Source organism: Thiocapsa sp., from assembly GCF_011390875.1.
GTDB lineage: Bacteria > Pseudomonadota > Gammaproteobacteria > Chromatiales > Chromatiaceae > Thiocapsa.
Genome location: NZ_JAABRP010000088.1, coordinates 1 through 19,729 on the forward strand (window position 1 = coordinate 1; position 19,729 = coordinate 19,729).

General features: G+C 64.5%; 16 protein-coding genes and 1 pseudogene. 9 read left to right on the top strand and 8 right to left on the bottom strand.

Features of this window, described 5'->3' with window-relative positions; genetic code table 11:
• Both GPT33_RS08970 and GPT33_RS08975 read left to right on the top strand, forming a co-directional pair.
• A pseudogene (locus GPT33_RS08970) lies at positions 1–795 on the top strand (DUF3780 domain-containing protein); the annotation flags it as partial.
• Between the two features lie 98 nt (positions 796–893).
• Positions 894–1,181 (top strand): hypothetical protein, encoded by a 288-nt coding sequence (locus GPT33_RS08975; protein WP_296807622.1) that lies wholly within the window; start codon positions 894–896, stop codon positions 1,179–1,181.
• A gap of 180 nt (positions 1,182–1,361) precedes the next feature.
• Here the strand turns inward: GPT33_RS08975 and GPT33_RS08980 are convergent, their stop codons facing one another.
• Positions 1,362–1,943, bottom strand: coding sequence for a Fe-Mn family superoxide dismutase (locus GPT33_RS08980; protein ID WP_296807625.1), 582 nt, complete (start codon positions 1,941–1,943; stop codon positions 1,362–1,364).
• Between the two features lie 177 nt (positions 1,944–2,120).
• Here GPT33_RS08980 and GPT33_RS08985 point away from each other — a divergent pair, with 177 nt between their 5' ends.
• From GPT33_RS08985 to grxD, 3 genes are all read left to right on the top strand, one after another.
• A complete protein-coding gene (locus tag GPT33_RS08985; protein WP_296807628.1) occupies positions 2,121–3,671 on the top strand; it encodes a hydantoinase B/oxoprolinase family protein in 1,551 nt (516 codons plus the stop codon).
• Positions 3,672–3,989: 318 nt separating this feature from the next.
• Positions 3,990–5,774 (top strand): N-acetylglutaminylglutamine amidotransferase, encoded by a 1,785-nt coding sequence (locus GPT33_RS08990; protein WP_296807631.1) that lies wholly within the window; start codon positions 3,990–3,992, stop codon positions 5,772–5,774.
• Positions 5,775–5,905: 131 nt separating this feature from the next.
• The gene (gene grxD / locus GPT33_RS08995) at positions 5,906–6,229 is read left to right on the top strand and encodes a Grx4 family monothiol glutaredoxin (RefSeq protein ID WP_213460406.1); all 324 of its coding nucleotides are present in this window, start codon (positions 5,906–5,908) and stop codon (positions 6,227–6,229) included.
• Between the two features lie 243 nt (positions 6,230–6,472).
• Here the strand turns inward: grxD and rnt are convergent, their stop codons facing one another.
• Positions 6,473–7,126: a ribonuclease T gene (gene rnt / locus GPT33_RS09000; protein WP_296807637.1), complete on the bottom strand. Its 654-nt coding sequence runs from the start codon at positions 7,124–7,126 to the stop codon at positions 6,473–6,475.
• Between the two features lie 155 nt (positions 7,127–7,281).
• Between rnt and GPT33_RS09005 the strand changes: the two genes are divergently transcribed.
• Positions 7,282–8,181: a TraB/GumN family protein gene (locus tag GPT33_RS09005; RefSeq protein ID WP_296807640.1), complete on the top strand. Its 900-nt coding sequence runs from the start codon at positions 7,282–7,284 to the stop codon at positions 8,179–8,181.
• Positions 8,182–8,259: 78 nt separating this feature from the next.
• Positions 8,260–9,039, top strand: a complete 780-nt coding sequence (locus tag GPT33_RS09010; protein WP_296807642.1) for a VacJ family lipoprotein — start codon at positions 8,260–8,262, stop codon at positions 9,037–9,039.
• A 173-nt stretch (positions 9,040–9,212) separates the two neighbouring features.
• Here GPT33_RS09010 and pyrC read toward each other — a convergent pair whose 3' ends face one another.
• From pyrC to GPT33_RS09035, 5 genes are all read right to left on the bottom strand, one after another.
• The gene (pyrC, locus tag GPT33_RS09015; RefSeq protein ID WP_296807644.1) at positions 9,213–10,256 is read right to left on the bottom strand and encodes a dihydroorotase; all 1,044 of its coding nucleotides are present in this window, start codon (positions 10,254–10,256) and stop codon (positions 9,213–9,215) included.
• Position 10,257: 1 nt separating this feature from the next.
• Positions 10,258–10,452 (bottom strand): zinc-finger domain-containing protein, encoded by a 195-nt coding sequence (locus GPT33_RS09020; RefSeq protein WP_296807647.1) that lies wholly within the window; start codon positions 10,450–10,452, stop codon positions 10,258–10,260.
• 299 nt (positions 10,453–10,751) lie between these two features.
• Positions 10,752–11,675, bottom strand: a complete 924-nt coding sequence (locus GPT33_RS09025; protein ID WP_296807650.1) for a branched-chain amino acid transaminase — start codon at positions 11,673–11,675, stop codon at positions 10,752–10,754.
• Positions 11,676–11,734: 59 nt separating this feature from the next.
• Positions 11,735–14,599, bottom strand: a complete 2,865-nt coding sequence (gene glnE / locus GPT33_RS09030; protein ID WP_296807652.1) for a bifunctional [glutamate--ammonia ligase]-adenylyl-L-tyrosine phosphorylase/[glutamate--ammonia-ligase] adenylyltransferase — start codon at positions 14,597–14,599, stop codon at positions 11,735–11,737.
• A 10-nt stretch (positions 14,600–14,609) separates the two neighbouring features.
• A complete protein-coding gene (locus GPT33_RS09035) occupies positions 14,610–15,521 on the bottom strand; it encodes a D-hexose-6-phosphate mutarotase (protein WP_296807655.1) in 912 nt (303 codons plus the stop codon).
• A gap of 369 nt (positions 15,522–15,890) precedes the next feature.
• Between GPT33_RS09035 and GPT33_RS09040 the strand changes: the two genes are divergently transcribed.
• The gene (locus GPT33_RS09040) at positions 15,891–17,222 is read left to right on the top strand and encodes an MFS transporter (protein ID WP_296807657.1); all 1,332 of its coding nucleotides are present in this window, start codon (positions 15,891–15,893) and stop codon (positions 17,220–17,222) included.
• A gap of 144 nt (positions 17,223–17,366) precedes the next feature.
• Positions 17,367–17,894, top strand: coding sequence for an HMA2 domain-containing protein (locus GPT33_RS18890; protein ID WP_363929173.1), 528 nt, complete (start codon positions 17,367–17,369; stop codon positions 17,892–17,894).
• Positions 17,895–17,951: 57 nt separating this feature from the next.
• Here GPT33_RS18890 and GPT33_RS09045 read toward each other — a convergent pair whose 3' ends face one another.
• Positions 17,952–19,397, bottom strand: coding sequence for a dihydrolipoyl dehydrogenase (locus GPT33_RS09045; protein ID WP_296807660.1), 1,446 nt, complete (start codon positions 19,395–19,397; stop codon positions 17,952–17,954).
• Between the last annotated feature and the right edge of the window lie 332 nt (positions 19,398–19,729).

A 19,729-nucleotide genomic window follows, 5' to 3' on the forward strand; every position in this document is an offset into this window, starting at 1 on the left:
ACACGGCAAACAAGGCATGTTCGGGCAGGGTCCGACGCACGCGGGCTCGAGCGCTTCTGCCCCGACGAATCGACGCACCACTTTCTGGTCACCATCCCGGCGAGCAACCGCGAGGACGTGCTGATCTCCGAGCATTTCACCTGGGACGAGGTGAGCGCAGCGATGCCCCCGACCTTCGCTGTGGGTGAGCCCGAGGGCAAGCTGCGCGTCCTCCTTCCCCGCGTCAGATGGGAAGCCGTCGCGGATGATGTCTGCGGACTGCTGGCCGAACAGGCCAACGCCGGTTTCTTTCGCACCCTCCTGCTGCGCCGCGTCGGCAGCACGATCGAGGCCGGACGCCGCACCGTGGAGAAGCTCCTGACCGAGTGGGCCACGCTGGACGAGGACGAAGACGACGAGGATACGCTGAGCCAGTTGCGCACCCTGACGTCGGCCGAGCGCGCGCTCTTACAGCGCTTTCTCAAGGCGCTGGAAGCGAACCAGGAACGCGACCCCAAATACCGGATCGTGCGCTCGCTGCTGCTTGAGCAGGGCTGGCGCGAGCTCGGCTGCATCATCTTCAGCCAGTATTTCGATTCGGTCCTCTGGCTCGCCAACCAGCTCTCCGCGGAGATCCCCGAGGAAGCGATCGGCATTTACGCGGGCGCCAGGCGCTCGGGGATCATGCACAAAGGCGTCTTCACCGGTGCTGCGCGTGAGCTGATCAAGGAGCGTGTGCGCACCGGCGAGATCCGGGTGCTGATCGGCACCGAGCGGCCTCCGAGGGCCTCAACCTGCAGCGACTCGGAACCCTGATCAATCTGGACCTGCCCTGGAATCCGTCGCGTCTGGAGCAACGCAAAGGCCGTATCCAGCGCATCGGTCAGCTCCGCGATACCGTGGATGTCTACAACATGCGTTATGCCGGATCCGTCGAGGATCGCGTCCACGAGCTTCTCTCGGAGCGGTTGGAGAACATCGCCAACCTGTTCGGACAGATCCCGGACATTCTGGAGGACGTCTGGATCGACATCGCACTCGGCGAGATCGATCGGGCGAAGCAGACGATCGACGCGGTTCCCAAGCAGCATCCGTTCGAGCTGCGGTATCACCGGGTCGAAAAGGTAGATTGGGAAAGCTGCTCTCGGGTGCTGGATACGGATGCGCGGAAGCGCTTTCTGACGACGGGATGGACAATCTGATTTGGCCGCAGGCGACGCACCGGCTGCCGGAGCCGAAGTGGGCGGGGAGAGACGCTATGCGAACTCGGAATCGGTTCGCAAGACGCGATGGCCCGGCATTGCACCGGGCCATTCCAGCACATTGTTTCTTCATCGTAGCCGCCGACAAACGCGACACAATGATGAAGAAACGATGACGCATCAAGCCCCGTAATTGGCCGCCACAAACTCCCAATTGATCTTGTCCCAGATCGCTTCGAGGTACTTCGGACGGGCGTTGCGGTAGTCGACGTAGTAGGCATGCTCCCAGACGTCGACCGTCATCAGGGCGGTCTTGCCCTCGGTCATGGGGGTGCCGGCGTTGGAGGTGTTGAAGATCTCGATGGAGCCGTCGGCGTTCTTGACCAGCCAGGTCCAGCCGGAGCCGAAGTTGGTGGCGGCGGCCTGCGAGAACTGCTTCTTGAATTCGTCGAACGAGCCGAACTTGGCGTTGATCGCGTCGGACAGAGCGCCGGTCGGGGCGCCGCCGCCGTCCGGACTGAGACAGTTCCAGTAGAAGGTGTGGTTCCAGACCTGGGCTGAGTTGTTGAACAATCCGCCCGAGGATTTCATGATGATCTCTTCGAGACTCATGGCTTCGTACTCGGTGCCGGGGATCAGATTGTTGAGGTTGTTGACGTAGGTCTGATGATGCTTGCCGTAGTGGTAGTCGATAGTTTCGGCGGAGATCACGGGCTCGAGTGCATTCTTTTCGTAGGGTAACGCCGGGAGTTCATGGGCCATGGTCAAGCCTCCTCTAAGGTTGGATTCTGTAGTGATCGACGGTCTCCCGAGATGTTGGCCCGTGTTCGGGTATCTCAACCCGTGGCTGCGGTGCCCGCGCCGGAGATGCGAAACTTTCGGGAGACGACGCGGTCGCGGCAGCGCCTCTGCGTGCGAGAGGGCGGAGGCTCCGGCAGCATGAATGCCGTCGAGCTGGGGCTTTTCGCAAGCCGGCTCGAGTCGGTCTGCGAGGAGATGGGCGTGGTTCTGCGCCAAGCGGCCTTCTCGACGAACATTCGCGACCGGCTCGATTTCTCGTGCGCGGTCTTCGATCGGGACGGGAACCTTTGCGCCCAGGCCGCCCACATCCCGGTCCACCTCGGGAGCATGGCCTACGCGATGGCGGACATCGTCGGCGCGCTCGACTGGGCCGAAGGCGACATGGTGGTCCTCAACGATCCCTTCCTCGGCGGGACCCATTTGCCGGACGTGACGCTGGTGGCGCCGGTTTTCGCGGAGAATCGGTTGGCCGCCTTCGTCGCCAACCGCGCGCATCATGCCGACATCGGCGCCAGCGTTCCGGGGTCGATGCCGGTCTCGCGCACACTCGACGAGGAGGGGCTGATCATCCCGCCCGTGCGTTTGGTCGAACAAGGCGAGATCGACCGGTCTCTGCTGGCACAAATCCTCGGTGCAACCCGCAACCCGGAGGATGCGGGCGGCGATTTCTTCGCCCAGATCGGTGCAAATCGTGCCGGGTTGACCCGACTGCGGGGTCTGGTCGACAGTCTTGGCGTCTCGGCCTACGTATCGGCAATCCGCGCACTCGACGACTACGCCGAACGACTCGCGCGCTCGGCGCTCGGCGCGATCCCGCCGGGACACTACAGCTTTGAAGACCTGATGGACGACGATGGCCAGGGGACCGAGGCGATCCCGATCCGGGTGACCCTCGAGGTGACGCCCGAGCGGATCCATGTCGATTTCGCGGGCACCGCGGGGCAGGTCGCCGGCAACATCAATTGCCCGCTCTCGGTCGCCGCGGCCGCCGTCTTCTATGTCTTTCGCTGCCTGATGCCGTCTCAGACGCCCGCCTGCGCCGGAACCTTCCGCGCGATCAGCCTATCCGCGCCGCTCGGCTGCTTGCTCAACGCGCGGCGCCCGGCAGCGGTGGCCGCGGGCAATGTCGAGACCAGCAGCCGCGTGGTGGATGTCGTGCTGGGTGCGCTCGCCCGAGCAATCCCGGATCGCATCCCGGCGGCCAGCCAGGGCAGCATGAACAACCTGGCGGTCGGCAGCGCCGAGACCGGCGCCGCCTGGGATTACTACGAGACCATCGGCGGCGGCATGGGCGCAGGGGCGAGCGGCGGCGGGTGGTCGGGCGTGCAGACGCATATGACCAACACGCTCAATACGCCGATCGAGGTGCTGGAGGCACGCTATCCGCTGCGAGTGTCTCGGTATGCCTTGCGGTCCGGGTCGGGCGGACAAGGGGCGCGCGCAGGCGGCGAGGGCTTGATCCGCGAGCTGACCTTTCTCGCGCCGGCAGAGGTGACGCTTCTGACCGAGCGGCGCCGGGTCGCGCCTTGGGGCATCGCCGGCGGCGGCCCTGCCCTGCCGGGTCGTAATCGGCTCAACGGCGAAGAGCTGCCGCCGAAGGTCGGTCTTCGCGTCGAGGGCGGGGATCGCCTGACCATCGAGACACCGGGCGGCGGGGGCTGGGGTACGGTACCGACGCGGGACGAATGAGTGTCTGCGGTGCGGACTGAAGTCCGCTTCCCCGGGTGCCGACTGAAGTCGGCGTACCCGGTCGTGCGGCCGAAGTCTGGCGTCCGGTCGGGGAACCCAAGAGGCATGGGCGAAAGGATGACCGAAGCCCCGTACGGAGACTCGCCTTTGCTAGACTCAATGCGCGCGGGCTTTCGGCTTTCCTGTCTCTGAGCCATTGCTTAATTATTTTCTAGCCACTCATCACTCGCCACAATAACTTTCTTTGCGTCCTGTGTGCCTTTGCGGTTCAAATTCGGGACCGACGACAAGCAATTCCGACCTGACGGGAGCGGTCCGATGTGCGGTATCTGCGGTGAATTGAGATTCGACGGCGCGCCGGCCGATCTGGAGACCATCCAGGCCATGATGGGCGAGCTGGTGCGTCGCGGGCCGGACCACGGCGGGAGCTACAGCGACGGGGCGCTCGGGTTCGGGCATCGACGGCTCTCCATCATCGACCTCTCGGTGCGCTCCAATCAGCCGATGGTCGATGCCGAGCTGGGGCTCGCGCTGGTCTTCAACGGGACCATCTACAACTACCGGGCGCTGCGTCGCGAGCTCGAAGAGCGCGGCTACCGCTTCTTCTCCGAGGGCGACAGCGAGGTGATCCTCAAGGCGTGGCACGCTTGGGGAACCGACTGCTGCGCGCGCCTGCACGGGATGTTCGCCTTCGCCGTCTGGGACGCCAATCAGCAGGTGCTCTTTCTCGCGCGCGACCGCTTCGGGATCAAACCGCTCTACTGGTCCGAACAAGGCGGGACGCTGCGTTTTGCCTCCAGCACACAGGCGCTTCTGGCCGGCGGCGGGGTGGATACGGCCATCGACCCGGTCGCGCTGCATCATCTCTTCACACTGCATGCCGTGGTCCCCGCGCCGCGCACCATCCTGCGCGGGGTGCGCAAGCTCACACCCGGACACTGGCTGCGGTTCGATGCGCGCGGCGGCCGGACCGAAGGCACCTATTGGCGTCTGGACGCCACGCGCCCGGCCGAGCCCCGGAGCGAGGCGGACTGGTTGGAGGCGATTCACGTCGCGTTGCGCCAAGCGGTCAAGGTACGCAGCGAGGTCGCCGATGTGCCGGTGGGGGTACTGCTCTCGGGCGGGCTGGATTCAAGCCTGCTCGTCGCGCTCCTCGCCGAGGCCGGCGTGTCGGATCTGCGCACCTTCTCGGTCGGCTTCGAGGACACGCCCGAAGAGGCCGGGAGCGAGTTCCAATACTCGGATCTCGTCGTCGAGCGCTACGGCACGCGGCATCATCGCTTCCTGGTCCCCAACGCGCAGGTCCTGCAGCGTCTGCCCGAGGCGATCGACGCCATGACCGAGCCCATGTTCGGTCAGGACGCCGTGGCCTTCTATCTCTTGGCCGAGCAGGTCTCGCGCGAGGTCAAGGTGGTGCAGTCGGGTCAGGGCGCGGACGAGGTCTTCGGGGGCTATTTCTGGTATCCGCGCATCGCCGCCGAGCGCGAGGGCTCGCCGGTCGAACGCTTCGCCAAACACTACTTCGACCGCGATCACGACGAATATCTGCGGATGGTCACCGACGCCTATGCAGGCGAGGACCACACCTCCGCGCTGATCGCCGAGCGCCTGGCCGATCCCGATGCAGACGAGCTGTTGGACGCGGTCCTGCGTCTAGACGCGACGACCCTGATCGTCGACGACCCGGTCAAACGGGTCGACAACATGACGATGGCCTGGGGTCTGGAGGCACGGGTGCCCTTTCTGGATCACCACTTGGTCGAGCTGGCGGCACGCTGCCCGCCCGAGCTGAAGCTGCGCGAGGGTGGAAAATACCCGTTGAAAGCGATGGCCCGCGGACTCCTCCCGGATGCCGTCATCGACCGACCCAAGGGCTACTTCCCGATGCCCGCACTCAAGTATGTGCGCGGCCCCTTCCTGGAGCTGATGCGCGACGTCCTGACATCACGCGCGGGTCGCGAGCGCGGTCTCTACCGGCAGACCTATCTGGACCAGCTGCTCGCCGCACCGGACATGCACCACACCCGCATCCAGGGCAACAAACTGTGGCATCTCGCGCTGCTGGAGCTTTGGTTGCAGCGCAACGTCGACACACTCGGCTGAACGTTCGACAACGCCGGGAAAGGCAAGCATCCGACCGGGGACATGACCACTCCCCTTTCGGGATAGCTTGAAAAGCCCCTCACCGTCCCGACCCTTGTCGGATCGGTCCCAACACGAGATAGAGGTCAGCGATGGATGTTTTGGAGCGAATCGGCGAGCAGGTGAAGACCAACCCCGTCGTCATCTACATGAAGGGGACACCACAGTTTCCTCAGTGCGGCTTCTCGATGCGGGCATCGGCCGCGCTGCAGGAGTGCGGCGTTCCCTTTGCGTATGTGAACGTCCTTCAGGATCCCGAGATCTTCGAGAATCTGCCGCGCTATGCCGACTGGCCGACCTTCCCCCAGATCTACATCGACGGCGAGCTGGTCGGAGGCTGCGACATCACGCTGGAGCTGCACGCGGGCGGTCAGCTCAAGACCATGATGGAAGAGGCGGCTGCCAAGCAGGCTTGAGTGGTCGACAAGGGGATCGGCGCGATCCTCTCCCCGATCGTCTTTGCGCGGATTTAAACCGCGCCCATCGCGGTATGCGATGTTTTTGGAAGGGCTCGGCTCCGGCAGACTTGAGGGCCGATGTAGTCGGCGCGGTTTAAGAGATAAAAAAATATATCATTCTAAACCGCGTCCCCGCTAAGGACCGTGGATGCACCCAACGTCGGGCTCACTCAAAAGTGAGCTTCTCGCTCCGGACGCGGTTTAGCTGGGTTCTTTCTCTTCCCAAACCCGCACCGGGTCCAGCTCGCGCCAGCGGTTCACGACGGTGCAAAAGAGTCGTGCGGTCTGCTCGGCGTCGTAGATCGCCGAGTGGGCCTCGCTGCTCTGCCAACCCAGACCTGCTTCTTTCGCCGAACGGGCCAACACGGTTTGGCCGAACATCAGGCCGGACAAGGTCACCGTGTCGAAGACGCTGAAGGCGTGGAACGGGTTACGCTTGAAACCGGTCCGCTCGACGGCCGCCTTCACGAAACCGAGGTCGAAATGGGCGTTGTGCCCGACCAGGATCGCCCGATTGCACCCGGTCGATTTGACGGCCTTGCGGATCGGCGTGAGGATGCGTGTCAGGGCATCCCATTCGGAAATCGCGTCCCGGAAGGGGTGGTCGGGATCGATCCGATTGAAGGCCAGTGCGCTCGGATCGATCTCCGAGCCGACGAAGGGCAGCACGTGACAGGCGATCGGCGCAGCCGGCTCGAGTCGCCCGTCGGGAAGCATTCGGATGATAATGGCGGCGATTTCCAGCAGGGCATGTCGCTGGGCGTCGAAACCGGCCGTCTCGACATCGACCACCACCGGCAAAAAGCCCCGAAAGCGCGCGGCGATCCCTTCTCTCATTTTGGGTTCTTGGTTCATGGCGACAGCATAAGTGGCGCGCGGATGAATGCCAAACACAGTGATCGCGGCGGCCCGTCGCCGGAATCGAGGTTCTCGGCCGGTCCTGGCGCGACAGGGGTTCCCGACGCTCCCGGAGCCGATCCTTCACTCGACCACACCCGGCGCAGCACACGATGATTGCCGGCTTCCTGCTCGCCGTTTGGCTCGCGGCCGGCAGCGCCTATACCTGGGCCGATCCACCGGCGATCGCCGACGCACCCGCCGGATCCGCAACGACACGGGGAATCCTCTTCGAGATCCGCCCCCCGACAGGTGCCCCGCCGAGCTACCTCTTCGGCACGATCCACAGCGAGGACGTGCGGGTCGTGGAGCTGCCCGCACCGGTGCGCCGGGCCTTCGACGCGAGCCCGAACATCGCCCTCGAGGTGGTCCCGGATGCCTCCGCCATCATCCGAGCGATGGTCACCATGGCTTACACCGACGGTCGCCTGCTGCGCGATGTTCTCCCCGCGGACCTCTACCTGGAGACGGCCGACGCCCTCGTCGGCATCGGGATGCCCGAGGAGGCGTTCAAGGACCTCAAGCCTTGGGCCGTCGTGACCCTGCTCAGCAGCCCGCCCTCCGAGACAGGCGAGTTCCTGGATATGCTGCTCTTTCATCGGGCGGTCGCGGACGGCAAACGGGTCGAGGGCCTGGAAACCATGACCGAGCAGCTCGCCGTCTTCGATACCCTCTCCGAGACCGACCAGATCAATCTCCTGCGCGAGACCCTGGCCACGCGCGATCAACTGCCGCTCATTTTCGAGGCATTGACCGCCGCTTATGTGGAACGCGATATCGACGAGCTGCAGAACCTGAGCGAACAGCACCTCGCGGAAAGCGATCCCCGTCTCGCCGCACTCTTCCAAGAGGTGGTTATCGATTCGCGCAACCACCGCATGGTCGAGCGTATGGCGCCTCTCCTCGCCGAGGGCGGCTGGTTCATCGCGATCGGCGCCTTGCATCTTCCCGGCGATCAGGGCGTCGTCACGCTGCTGCGTAAACGCGACCACAACGTAACGGTCATCTTCTGAGGCGCACCCCGTCACGGACCGAGCGAGGCACGGGCTGTGATAGGATTTGCGCAACGTGTCGCGAGAGATTTGCTACGCATGAAGGACCGTGATTTGAGTGTCCATCGACAACTGACCCGGCTGGCTGTCTTGGCCATCCTGCTGCTCGGTGCAGGCTGTGCCTCTTCGCCGAGTCGAATCACGGAGCCTCGCGACCCGCTCGAGCCCTTCAATCGGGCCGTCTTCCGGTTCAATACCGATTTCGACAAGGCGTTTTTCCAGCCTGTCGCGAAAGGTTACAAGGCCATCACGCCGGATCCGGTCGAGCGCGGGGTGACCAACTTCTTCGGCAATCTCGCCGACGTCACTTCGGTGGTCAACAACGTGCTGCAGTTCAAGATGTCGCGTGCGGGCAGCGATGTGGGGCGGCTCTTCATCAACTCGACCGTCGGCGTGCTGGGTTTCGTCGACGTCGCGACCAACGTGGGCTTGCCGAGCTACAAGGAGGATTTCGGTCAGACACTCGGCTACTGGGGGCTCGACTCGGGCGCCTTCATTATGCTGCCGCTCTTGGGACCGAGCAGCGTACGCGACGCCTTCGGCGATGTCGGCGACGTCTTCACGGATCCCTTGTTCAACCTCGATCCCCTCTTCGACGTCGACAGGGACCACATCTACTGGGGTCTGATTGCGCTCCGAGCGATCGACCGGCGTGCCAACTATTTGGCGACCAGCCAGATCCTCGAGGACGCGGCGATCGATCCCTACATCCTGCTGCGCGATGCCTATCTGCAACGCCGTCACTATCGGGTGCACGACGGCAACCCCCCGACCATCGATGGCGAAGAGGACTTCTGGGACGAAGTGGACTTCGACTAAACCGCGCCCGGCGCGGTATGTGATGTCTTTGGATGGGGTCGGCCCCGTCAGACTCGACGATTGTTGGAGCCGGCGCGGTTTAGGGGATTAAATCTTTTCCGGAGTCGCATTGGATTCGATCTGCCCCGGTGGGTCGGGTTGATCGGCAAAAGGCAAATCGCCCACAGCGGCTCTCAATCCACGACACGCCAAGCGACGGCCTCACCGGCACGTAAGGGCACCACCCGGCCGTGGCCGAAGGGATAGGACGCCGGAACGGTCCAAGGCTCGCGGATCAGACGAATGGTGTCGGTGTTGCGGGGCAGGCCGTAGAAATCCGCACCCCGGTGGCTCGCGAATCCCTCCAGACGCTCCAAGGCACCCGCCTGCTCGAACACCTCGGCATAAATCTCGACGGCGGCGTGCGCGCTGAAGGCCCCGGCACAGCCACAGGCGGTCTCCTTGCCCTCGATTGCATGCGGCGCGCTGTCGGTGCCGAGAAAAAATCGCGGATGACCGCCCGTCGCGGCCGAGACCAGCGCGAGCCGATGACGTTCGCGCTTGAGGATCGGCAGACAGTACAGATGCGGGCGAATACCGCCCGCCAGCATGGCGTTGCGGTTATAGAGCAGGTGATGGGGCGTGATGGTCGCAGCCAGAGTCGGCGGCCCGTCGCGCACGAAATCAACCGCCTCGGCGGTCGTCACATGCTCGAAGACGACCTTGAGCTCGGGGAACGCGCGAACGATCGGCTCCAGGCGCTCCTCGATGAAGCGCTGCTCGCGGTCGAAGATGTCGACGTGGTCGTCCGTGACCTCGCCATGGACCAAGAGTAGCAGACCGGCGCGCTGCATCGCCTCGAAGACCGGATAGCGTCCGAGCAGATCCGTAACCCCGTTCTCCGAGTTGGTGGTCGCACCCGCCGGATAGAGCTTGCAAGCAAAGACCTGACCGCTCGCCTTGGCCGTGGCGATCTCGGCGGGGCTCGTCGCGTCCGTGAGATAGAGCGTCATCAAGGGCTGAAAGTCGCTGCCGGGCGGCAGCGCGTCCAGAATGCGTGCCCGGTAAGCCAGCGCCCGGGCGGTATCCACGACCGGCGGCTTGAGATTGGGCATGACGATCGCGCGCCCGAAACAACGCGCGGTATGGGCGAGCGCATCGGCCAGGACATCCCCGTCACGCAGATGCAGATGCCAGTCGTCCGGCCGGGTAATGCAAAGCTCTGCCGCGTTGGTCATCTCAGACAAGCCGATAGCGCGCCCCGCAATAGGGACAGGTCGCCTCATGGCTCGGCTCGTCTTCGATCGGCAGATAGACCCGCGGGTGCATGTTCCAGACAGGGGCACCGGGCAAGGGACAGGACAGCGGCAGATCCTTGCGGCTGACCTCGATCAGCGCATGCTCGCTCGGCGTCTCGACGGCGGCGTTGGACATCGGCAAAGTCTCCATCGGATAAATCGATTGCCGGGAATTAAGCATCCCGAATGCGCATGGCTGCAAATCGTGTAGAGGGCGACTGAAGTCGCCCCTACAGCCGCCCCTCCAGCGTGGTCGTTCTTTTCAGGACATCACCGAACCTGAGCGGGTCCGTGCCGCAAAGACCAGATGAGGTCCCCTATTCTCGTTCTTTCACTTTAAGTCGCGTCAGCTCCGGCGGCGACAAAGGGGTCCGGCATCAACCCAACCGATACCGGGCCGAACTATCGCCGGACGCGATTTAAACCGGACGCGATTTAAACCGGCGAGAGCCATTCCGGATAAGCCGGAAGACGTCCGTGCACCAGATCGAAGTAGAGGCTCTGGAGTCGCTCGGTAATCGGACCGCGCCCGCCGTTGCCGATGACCCGTCCATCGACCTCCCGAATCGGCGTCACCTCGGCGGCGGTGCCGGTGAAGAATGCCTCGTCGGCGATATAGACCTCGTCGCGGGTGATTCGCTTCTCGACCACCTCGATCCCGAGGTCGCGCGCCAGCGTCATGACGGTGCGCCGGGTGATGCCGTCGAGGGCCGAGGTCAGGTCCGGCGTATAGAGCACACCCTTGCGCACGATGAAGACGTTCTCGCCGCTGCCTTCCATCACGTAGCCGGAGGCATCCAGCAGGAGGGCCTCGTCGTAACCGTCGCGCAGGGCCTCCTGCAAGGCCATCATGGAGTTCATGTAATTGCCGTTGGCCTTGGCGCGACACATGGTGATGTTCACATGATGCCGCGTATAGGACGACACCCGAATCCGAATGCCCTTGGTCATATTCTCTTCGCCGAGATAGGAGCCCCACTCCCAAGCGGCGACGATGCAATGCACCTTGAGGTTGTCGGCACGTAGACCCATTCCCTCCGGGCCATAGAAAAACATCGGACGGATGTAGGCCGAGTCGAGGTTGTTCTCGCGCACGGCGATCCGCTGGGCCTCGTCGATGGTCTCGCGGTCGAACGGCGCCTTCATGCCGAGGATATGCGCCGAATCGAAAAGGCGATCGGTATGGTCGCGCAGACGAAAGATCGCCGGGCCCTGCTCGGTGCGGTACGCGCGCACGCCTTCAAAGACACCCATGCCGTAATGGAAGGTGTGAGTCAGGACATGCGTTTTGGCCTCCCGCCAGGGCACCATCTCGCCGTTGTGCCAGATCAGGCCATCACGGTCTTCCATCGTTGCCATCGTCGACTCACTCCGGTTGCATCGGGATCAAGCTCCCGTTTCGATTCGAGAGACCGCCATCAGGACGCAGGTTCGTCCATCAAGGCGTGCCACAAGGACTGAACGCGCTCGCGTTCGGGCAGCAGATCCGCGTCCGCGACCGTCTTGGGCTGCTCCTGCAGGGCGCTGCGGTGATAGGCCGCACGTAGCGCTTTGTAAGCGGCAGTCAGGTCTTCGGCCGCTCGCCCGGGCAGCAGATCGAGCCGTCCGAGTGTTTCGAGCAAGCGGATGTTGTCCGTCCAGTCGGCCAGCGCCGGATGCTCCGACGCCCAGCGTAAGACCGCGTATTGAACCATAAACTCGATATCCGCAATACCGCCCTGGCCTTGCTTGAGATCGAACCGACCGCCGCCGCTCTTGTCGAGGTTCGCGCGCATCTTCGCCCGCATCTCACGCACGTCCTTACGCAGCTGCTCGGGTTCGCGCGCGCGGCAGATGATCGCGCGCCGCAGCTCGCCGAAACGCGCAGCCAACTGCGGATCGCCGGCGACCGGGCGGGCGCGGATCAGGGCCTGATGCTCCCAGGTCCAGGCATCGTTCGACTGATAGGCGTCGAAGGCCGCGAACGAGCGCACCAGCAACCCGCGATTCCCGTCCGGTCGCAGACGCATGTCGATCTCGTAGAGGACGCCCGAGGGGGTTTGGGTGGTCATCAAGTGGATGATGCGTTGGCCGAGACGTGCGAAGAACTGCTCGTTGCTGATCTCCTTCGCCCCGTCGGTCATGGCGGTTTGCGACTCGGTGCCGTGGATGAAGACGAGATCCAGATCCGACCCATAGCCCAGCTCGATCCCGCCGAGCTTGCCGTAGCCCAGCACGAGAAAACCGGTCTCCTCCCCGAGGATCTCGGTCGGGCGGCCGTGCCGCTGCACCAGATGATCGAACGCCAATCGCAGGACGCGACGGATGGACACCTCGGCGATCTCGGTGAGATAGTCGCTCACCACCATGAGCGGGATGACCTCGGTCAGATCGGCCGCGGCGACACGCAGCATGTTGCCCTGCGCGAATTGGCGCAGACGCTCCATCTGCTGCTCCAGGTCGTCGCCATCGACATAGAGCAAGAGCGCATCGAGCTCGGCCTCCAGGTCCGCTCGGCGCAAGGGTGCATAGAGTCGACGCGTGTCGATCATCTCGTCCAAGAGCAGCGGATGACGCGAGATCCGATCGGTGAACCAGGGGCTCATGCTTGCCAGGCGCGCGAGCTGCGAGAGGATCACCGGATGCTCGCTCAACATCGCCAGATAGGAGGTCCTGCGCGCGACGGCCTCGAGCACCTTGAGCACGCGCTCGAGGGCAATGTCGGGCTGCTCGCTCGCGGCGGTCTCGCGCAGCACCATCGGCACCAGCCGCTCCAAGCGCTCGTGACCACGCCGACTCAACCCCTTGCGTGCGATCGAATCGCGAAACTGGATCAGCCGAGCCTGGATCGCCTCCGGCTCGGCGAACCCCGCCTCGGCGAGCGCCGAGACCTCGTCGGCCGCATTGCCCTCGCCATGCCAGAGCGCGATTAAACCCGGGTCGTGCCGCACCTCCTCCGTCTCGGGCGCTGCGAACACCTCGTCGAACTGGCCCTGGACATGGCGACGATGCGCCTCGAGGACCGCTTCGAAGGCGGGCCAATCCGCAAACCCCATGGAACGTGCCAGACGTGCTTGGCCCGGCGCGTCGGCGGGCAACAGATGGGTCTGCTTATCGCGATACGCCTGGATGCGGTTCTCGACCAGGCGGAGAAAACAGTAGGCGTCATCCAGTCCCTGCACGGCGGTCTCCGGCATCAATTGCTTGTGTGCCAGCAGCGCAAGGACCTCGCGGATGGGGCGGATCTGCAGATCCGCGTCGTGCCCGCCGCGGATGAGCTGGAACGCCTGACCGATGAACTCGATCTCGCGGATGCCGCCCGGACCCAGCTTGATGTTGGCATCCATGCCGCGGCGATAGAGCTCCTTGGCGATCATCCGCTTCAGATCGCGGAGGGACTCGATGGCACCGAAATCGAGATAGCGCCGATAGACGAAGGGACGCAGCATCGCCATCAGCTCGCGTGCGTCGTCCGGGTCGCCGGCCACGACACGCGCCTTGATCATGGCATAGCGTTCCCACTCGCGCGCTTGCGTCTGGTAGTAGTCCTCCAGCGCGTTGAAGCTCATGGCCAGCGGACCGGACTCGCCGAAGGGTCGCAGACGCGTGTCGACGCGAAAGACGAAACCGTCCACCGTTTGGCTGCCCAGCGCCTGCGCCAAGCGTTGGCCGAGTTTGGTGAAGAACTGCTCGTTGGCGAGCTTGCGGGGACCACCGTCGGTCTCGCCGTTGGCGGCGAAGGCAAAGATGAGATCGATATCCGAGCTCAGGTTGAGCTCGCGCGCACCGAGCTTGCCCATACCCAAAACGGCCATTTGCAGGGCGCGACCCGTCGCGTCGCGCGGCGTGCCGAGCTCGGCGCAGGTCAAGGCATGGAGGCGATCCAGAGCGCCTTGGATGCAGAGGTCGGCCAGGGCCGTGAGATGTTCGAGAGTCTCCGCCAGCTCGGCCCAACCGGCGATGTCGCGCCAGATGATGCGGACCATCTCGCGCCGGCGAAATCGACGCAGGGCTTGGTGCAGACCGGGCTCGTCCGTGACCGACGCCAACGCGGCCTCGAAACCGCGAGCCAGTGCGGCGGGCTCGTGAGGCTGATCGAGCTCGCCGCTTGTCATCAGGTCGGCCAAGACCTCCGGGTGACGCGCAACCGAGATCGCAACATAGTCGCTGGCCTCCCAGACCCGCGCCCGCGCATCGGCGAAGGTCGGGGCGTCCGGCACGTCGAGGCACTGCTCTGCGGCCCAGTCGAGCCAGGTCTTCCAGTGTGCTTCGGTTGCCGGGTCGAGATTGCGAAAGTGATCCATGGAGGCTCGATCAGAGCGGCTCGATGGCATAACGCGCCGCGAGACGATAGGTCTCGGCGGGCTGAATCTCGATCACCTCCGAGGCGGTGTTGACCGTCTCGACGCAGACGAAGCGCCGGTAATCCTGATCGTCGAGGTCGTCCATCGCCTTCGCGGTTTCGACCCAGGGGTTCCAAACCACGGCCGTTCGGCTGTGCTCGGATTCGATACGGATGCGCCGATCCAAGGTCGGATCGACGATGGTCAGCATCGGAGGCACAGCCTCGTAGATCCGATTGACCTCGCGATCGAATGCGACCTGCCCCTCCTGGCGGATCACGGCATCCCCGCCGTCGGCGGCCTTATCGATATAGCGGCACCCGTCCAGCCCCTTGACCCGAACCCGGCTGGCGTCGCCGACCTTGAAATAGGCATGCAGACCTTGGGTGATGCTGAAGGGCCGATCGCCGGCATTCAGCGTGCTCAAGGCGACCGACAGGGTCGCGCCCACATGGATGTCGATCAGGAGATTGAAGTATTGGGGCCAGATGGCGCGGGTATCGGCGTCGTCGGCGATCCCGAGCTGCACCCGTGTCGAGCCGTCCGCAAGCGATTCGGTGGCGAGCACTTGCCAGGGCCAGGCCCGCACGAACCCGTGGGCCGGCCGCCCCTTCGCCTCGGGATCCGCGCCGAACCAGGGCCAGCAGATCGGTATACCCCCTTTGATCGCCTTGCCCTCGGCGAAATAGGCCCGTTCGCTGACGAAGAGCAGGTCATCCGCCGCATCGGCCGGTCGATAGGCCAACACCTGTCCGGCGTAGGGCGAGATCAGGGCCGTCGCCTGCGCGTTGGCGACCTCGATCATGGTCAGGCCGCCGCGGCCTTCGGTGAAACGCAGGATGCCGTCGATGCCGTGCTCGGCGTTGAGTACCTCGATGTCCATGGATGTTTCTCCGGGTCGGTGGGTCAATTCGTCTGGAAAGGCCCATGTGGTCAAGGAATCCGCAGACCGCCGGGGCTCGCGCACTCGGCATCCCGCATTCTCGGCGGACGGCCGAGCCCGATCGCGACGGGTGGCCGGGAGCGTAGCTCCCAAGGCCCTGCTCCGCAAGGCACCGACGGTGGCACCTTGCGACCGATTGGTTTCTGATATTTCTCACGGAGACACGGAAAACAGGGTGACCTTTTCCTTGATGGCCCCGTGCTTCCTTGAGATGCCCTTTTCGAGCCGACACGGGGCTTGCCGCTCCCGAGACACCGAGTGAAGATGCGCCGCAACGCGATCCCGACCGAGCCGATGGAGCCGATGTCAGTGAACCGGACGACACCTACCCGTCACCCCGAATGGCTGGAAAGCCTCTACGAGCGCCTCGCCGAGGACGACGAGGGGCGCACCTGCAAAGAGATCAGCGCCGATGCCTGTCACGCGACACCGGGCAACTTCCTCTACACCCTGATCGCCAACACGCTCAGCAACATCGCCGACCGTCTGGCCAGCGCCAAGACCACCCTGCCCTGGCTGCTCCTGCAGCTCGGCGCACCGGCCTGGATGCTCAGCCTGCTGGTGCCGATCCGCGAATCCGGCTCCATGCTGCCGCAGATCCTGATCGGCGAGATCGTCCGGCGACAGGCCATCCGCAAATGGATCTGGGTCTGGGGCGGGGTTGTCCAGGGCCTCTGTCTGGCCGTGATCGGCTGGGTCGCCTTCGCGCTCGAAGGGGCGACGGCGGGCGCTGCCGTCATCGGACTCCTGATCCTCTTCAGCCTGGCGCGCGGCGCATGTTCGGTCGCCTACAAGGATGTACAGGGCAAGACCATCCCAAAGACACGCCGCGGCCGCTTGTCCGGCTGGATCAGCGCCATCGCCGGACTCGGCGCCATGGGTGTCGGCCTGGGCCTGGGCGCCGTGCAGGATGGGGCGGAATCGACCGGCCTCTATGTCGCGCTGCTGGCGGGCGCGGCCATCCTCTGGTTCCTGGCCGCCTGGTCATTCAGTCGTATCGTCGAGTTCCCCGGCGCGACCGAGGGCGGCTCCAACGCGCTGGCCGAGGCCTTCGCCCGGCTCGCGATCCTGCGCGACGACGCACCCTTCCGGAAATTCGTGATCGCACGCGCGCTGGCGATGGGCTCCGGGCTCGCGGCACCCTTCTACGTGGCACTGGCCCGCGACGACCTCGGCGGGGCCATCTCGCTGCTCGGCATCTTCATCGCCGTGGAAGGGCTCGCCGGCCTAGTCAGCTCGCCGGTCTGGGGCCGCTGGTCGGATCGCTCCAGTCGACAGGTCTTCGCGGCCGCCTGCGGGTTGGCTGCCGTCCTCTCGATCGCGGTCGCCCTCTGGTCCTGGCTCTCGATGTCGAGCGCGGCGGCGATCTGGTTCTACCCGATCGCCTTCTTCGGGCTCGGTATCGCGCACGCCGGCGTCCGCCTCGGGCGCAAGACCTATCTGGTCGACATGGCCGAGGGCAACAAACGCACCGACTATGTCGCAGTCAGCAACACGGTCATCGGCGCACTGCTGCTCGTGTCCGGCCTGCTCGGGGCACTGGCGGCGACCGTCTCGGTGGAGGGCACCATCCTCCTGCTGGGTCTCGCCGGACTCGCCGGATCGGTGCTCAGCCTGCGGTGGAAGGAGGTGTCCGGGTGATGCGAAGACGCCCGCAACCCGGCGGCGTCGCTGACGGCCCGATCACCCGATCACTCGATCACCGGGAAACTTGTTATCAAGAATAATTCTTATTAATATCGCGTCTGTGTTTTTCAGAGTCGGGTCGATCTGGACGGAACCGAGATGAAGGTGTGTCATCAGACGAGCGGGCGCTTGCGGTTGCGCATTTCGGCCCTGTATCAGGATCGACGTGTCGCGGACCGCCTCGAATCGGCGCTCCGTGGACAAACCGGTATCTTGACGGTCCGGGCGAATCCAGCCTGCGCGAGCCTGGTGGTCCGTTACGAGGCCGAGAGACTTGATGCCCCGGCAATCCAAGCGCGTGTCCATGCCCTCTTGAATCCGGCCGTGTCGGTGACGTCTCCCAGGTCTCCGGTCGAGCATGCATTCCAGCGCGCGTGGTCTCGGGTACGACGGGGCCTGGCAGATTGGACCACGACGGTTGTTAATCTGGTGCGCTTGCGCGACCGCCTATCGTCGCGGCGGCGAACGCCCGCTCGCGTAACGCCCCGCAAGCCCGAAGCTCCCATTCTTCTGTGTCGGCTGAATCTGCGCCTGACCCGCTGGATGCTGCGCACCTCCGCACGCGGCTGGCGGGAGGAAGTGTTCCCCGAGCGACGCACAATCGTGAGGGCGCGACCTTCGCGATGAGGCCGAAACCGAGTTCCCGAGGATCGACGACCCGCCCACCGGCCGATCGGGAGGCGCTCAGGCGCTGGCCTCGGCACCGGCGGCACCGCGTCCGCGGCCGGGAAAGAGGCGCTCGAGCCACCCCGGCTTGGGGGCCGGCGAGTCGAGTTTTTTCTCCAGCACGTGGAGACAATCCTGGAGGGCCTCCTCGATCACCGGGTGGTAGAAGGGCATCCGCAACATCTCCTTGACGGTCATCCGCTGTTGGACACCCCAGGAGAGCAGGTGAGCGAGGTGCTCGCAACGCGGTCCGACCATCGCCCCACCGAGCACCACGCCGGTACGCCGGTCTGCGTAGAGATGCAGCAAACCACGGTTCTGGCCGAGGATCAGTGCACGCCCGACCGGGCCGAAGCGCTGTTGGCCAAAGACGACCTGACTCTGATCCAACTCTGACCAAGGAACGCCGACGTAGGCGATGTTCGGATCGCTGAAGACGATCGCCATCGGTGTGCGGCGCTCGTAATGACGATGTGTCTCATGACAGGCGTTGTAGCCGGCGATCCGGCCCTGTTCGGCCGCAATCTGCAGGTTCGCGATCCCGCCCGTGGCATCGCCCGCGATAAAAATAGGGAGACGCCCGATCTGCAGCGTCCGGGAATCGTAGAGCGGCACACCGCGCTCGTCGACCAGACAGCCGATGCCTTCCAGTCCCAGACCCGCCAGGTTCGGTCGACGCCCGATCGCGACCAGCACCTTCTCCACCACATGTTCTTGACCGGCGGCGCTTACCCGCACCCCGCCCTCCGCGCGCTCGATCTGCGCCGGCGCGCCGAGCCAGATCGGAAACTCGCGCCGCACGATCTCGACGGCGGCTTGATTGATGATGGGGTCTTGCAGACGGGCCAGGGTGGTGCCCGACTCGAACCCGACCACATCGACCCCGAGACGCCGCAGGGCCTGCCCAAGCTCCAGGCCGATCGGCCCCAGGCCGATCACCGCAAGTGACTTGGGCAGGCTCTCCAGCTCGAAGAGATCTTCGACCGTGAGGATGGTATCGCCGAACGACTCCCGCCACTCCGTCGGCACAAGGCTCGATGCCCCGGTCGCGATCACGAAGGCGCGCGCGCGGATGGTCCTGTCGCCGACTTCGATGGTGTGCGGATCGATGAAACGCGCATGGCCATCGACCAACTCGTCTTCCATCTCGTCGGTGGTATTGGCGAGTACCAGATCCACGAAGGTGTCGCGCAGATCGCGGATATGCTCGAGCGCGGTTGCCCCGTCGACGCGCAGGGATTCGGCACCACCGATGCCGTAACGCTGGAAATGCTTGCGCATGGCGTAGATGTCGCCCAGGTGAATGGCGACCTTCGACGGCATGCAGCCAACCCGCGCACACGTCGTCCCGAGGCTACCGCCGTTGACCAAGAGATAGCTGTCCGTGACACGGCGGATTTCCTTCACGGCATTCAAACCGGCATGACCCGCCCCAATGACGGCGACATCGACTCGATCGGACACGGCGTACTCCTCCTATGCAGATTGAAATGACGGGCAGTCAATCGCTATTCAGCCTTGCGCCGTCGCTTCTATGAGATCGGATTCCATGAGAAACCGCTTCACCCAGATCACAAGCCCTTATCGCCTATCCGGATAAAGATCAGATTTTCGGTAAAACGAAGCCCGCGGATACCGTTCTTGCGATTACGCGACTGGTCCAGAATGCAGAGAACCGAGGATATCCAATTCGAAGAGGGCGATGCGGCAGTTTACAGGCGAAGGCCAGAGGATTGTCAACGACGTGTCACCGCGCCACGGATTAAACCCCGTTCCCGTCGGGGACATGATGATTG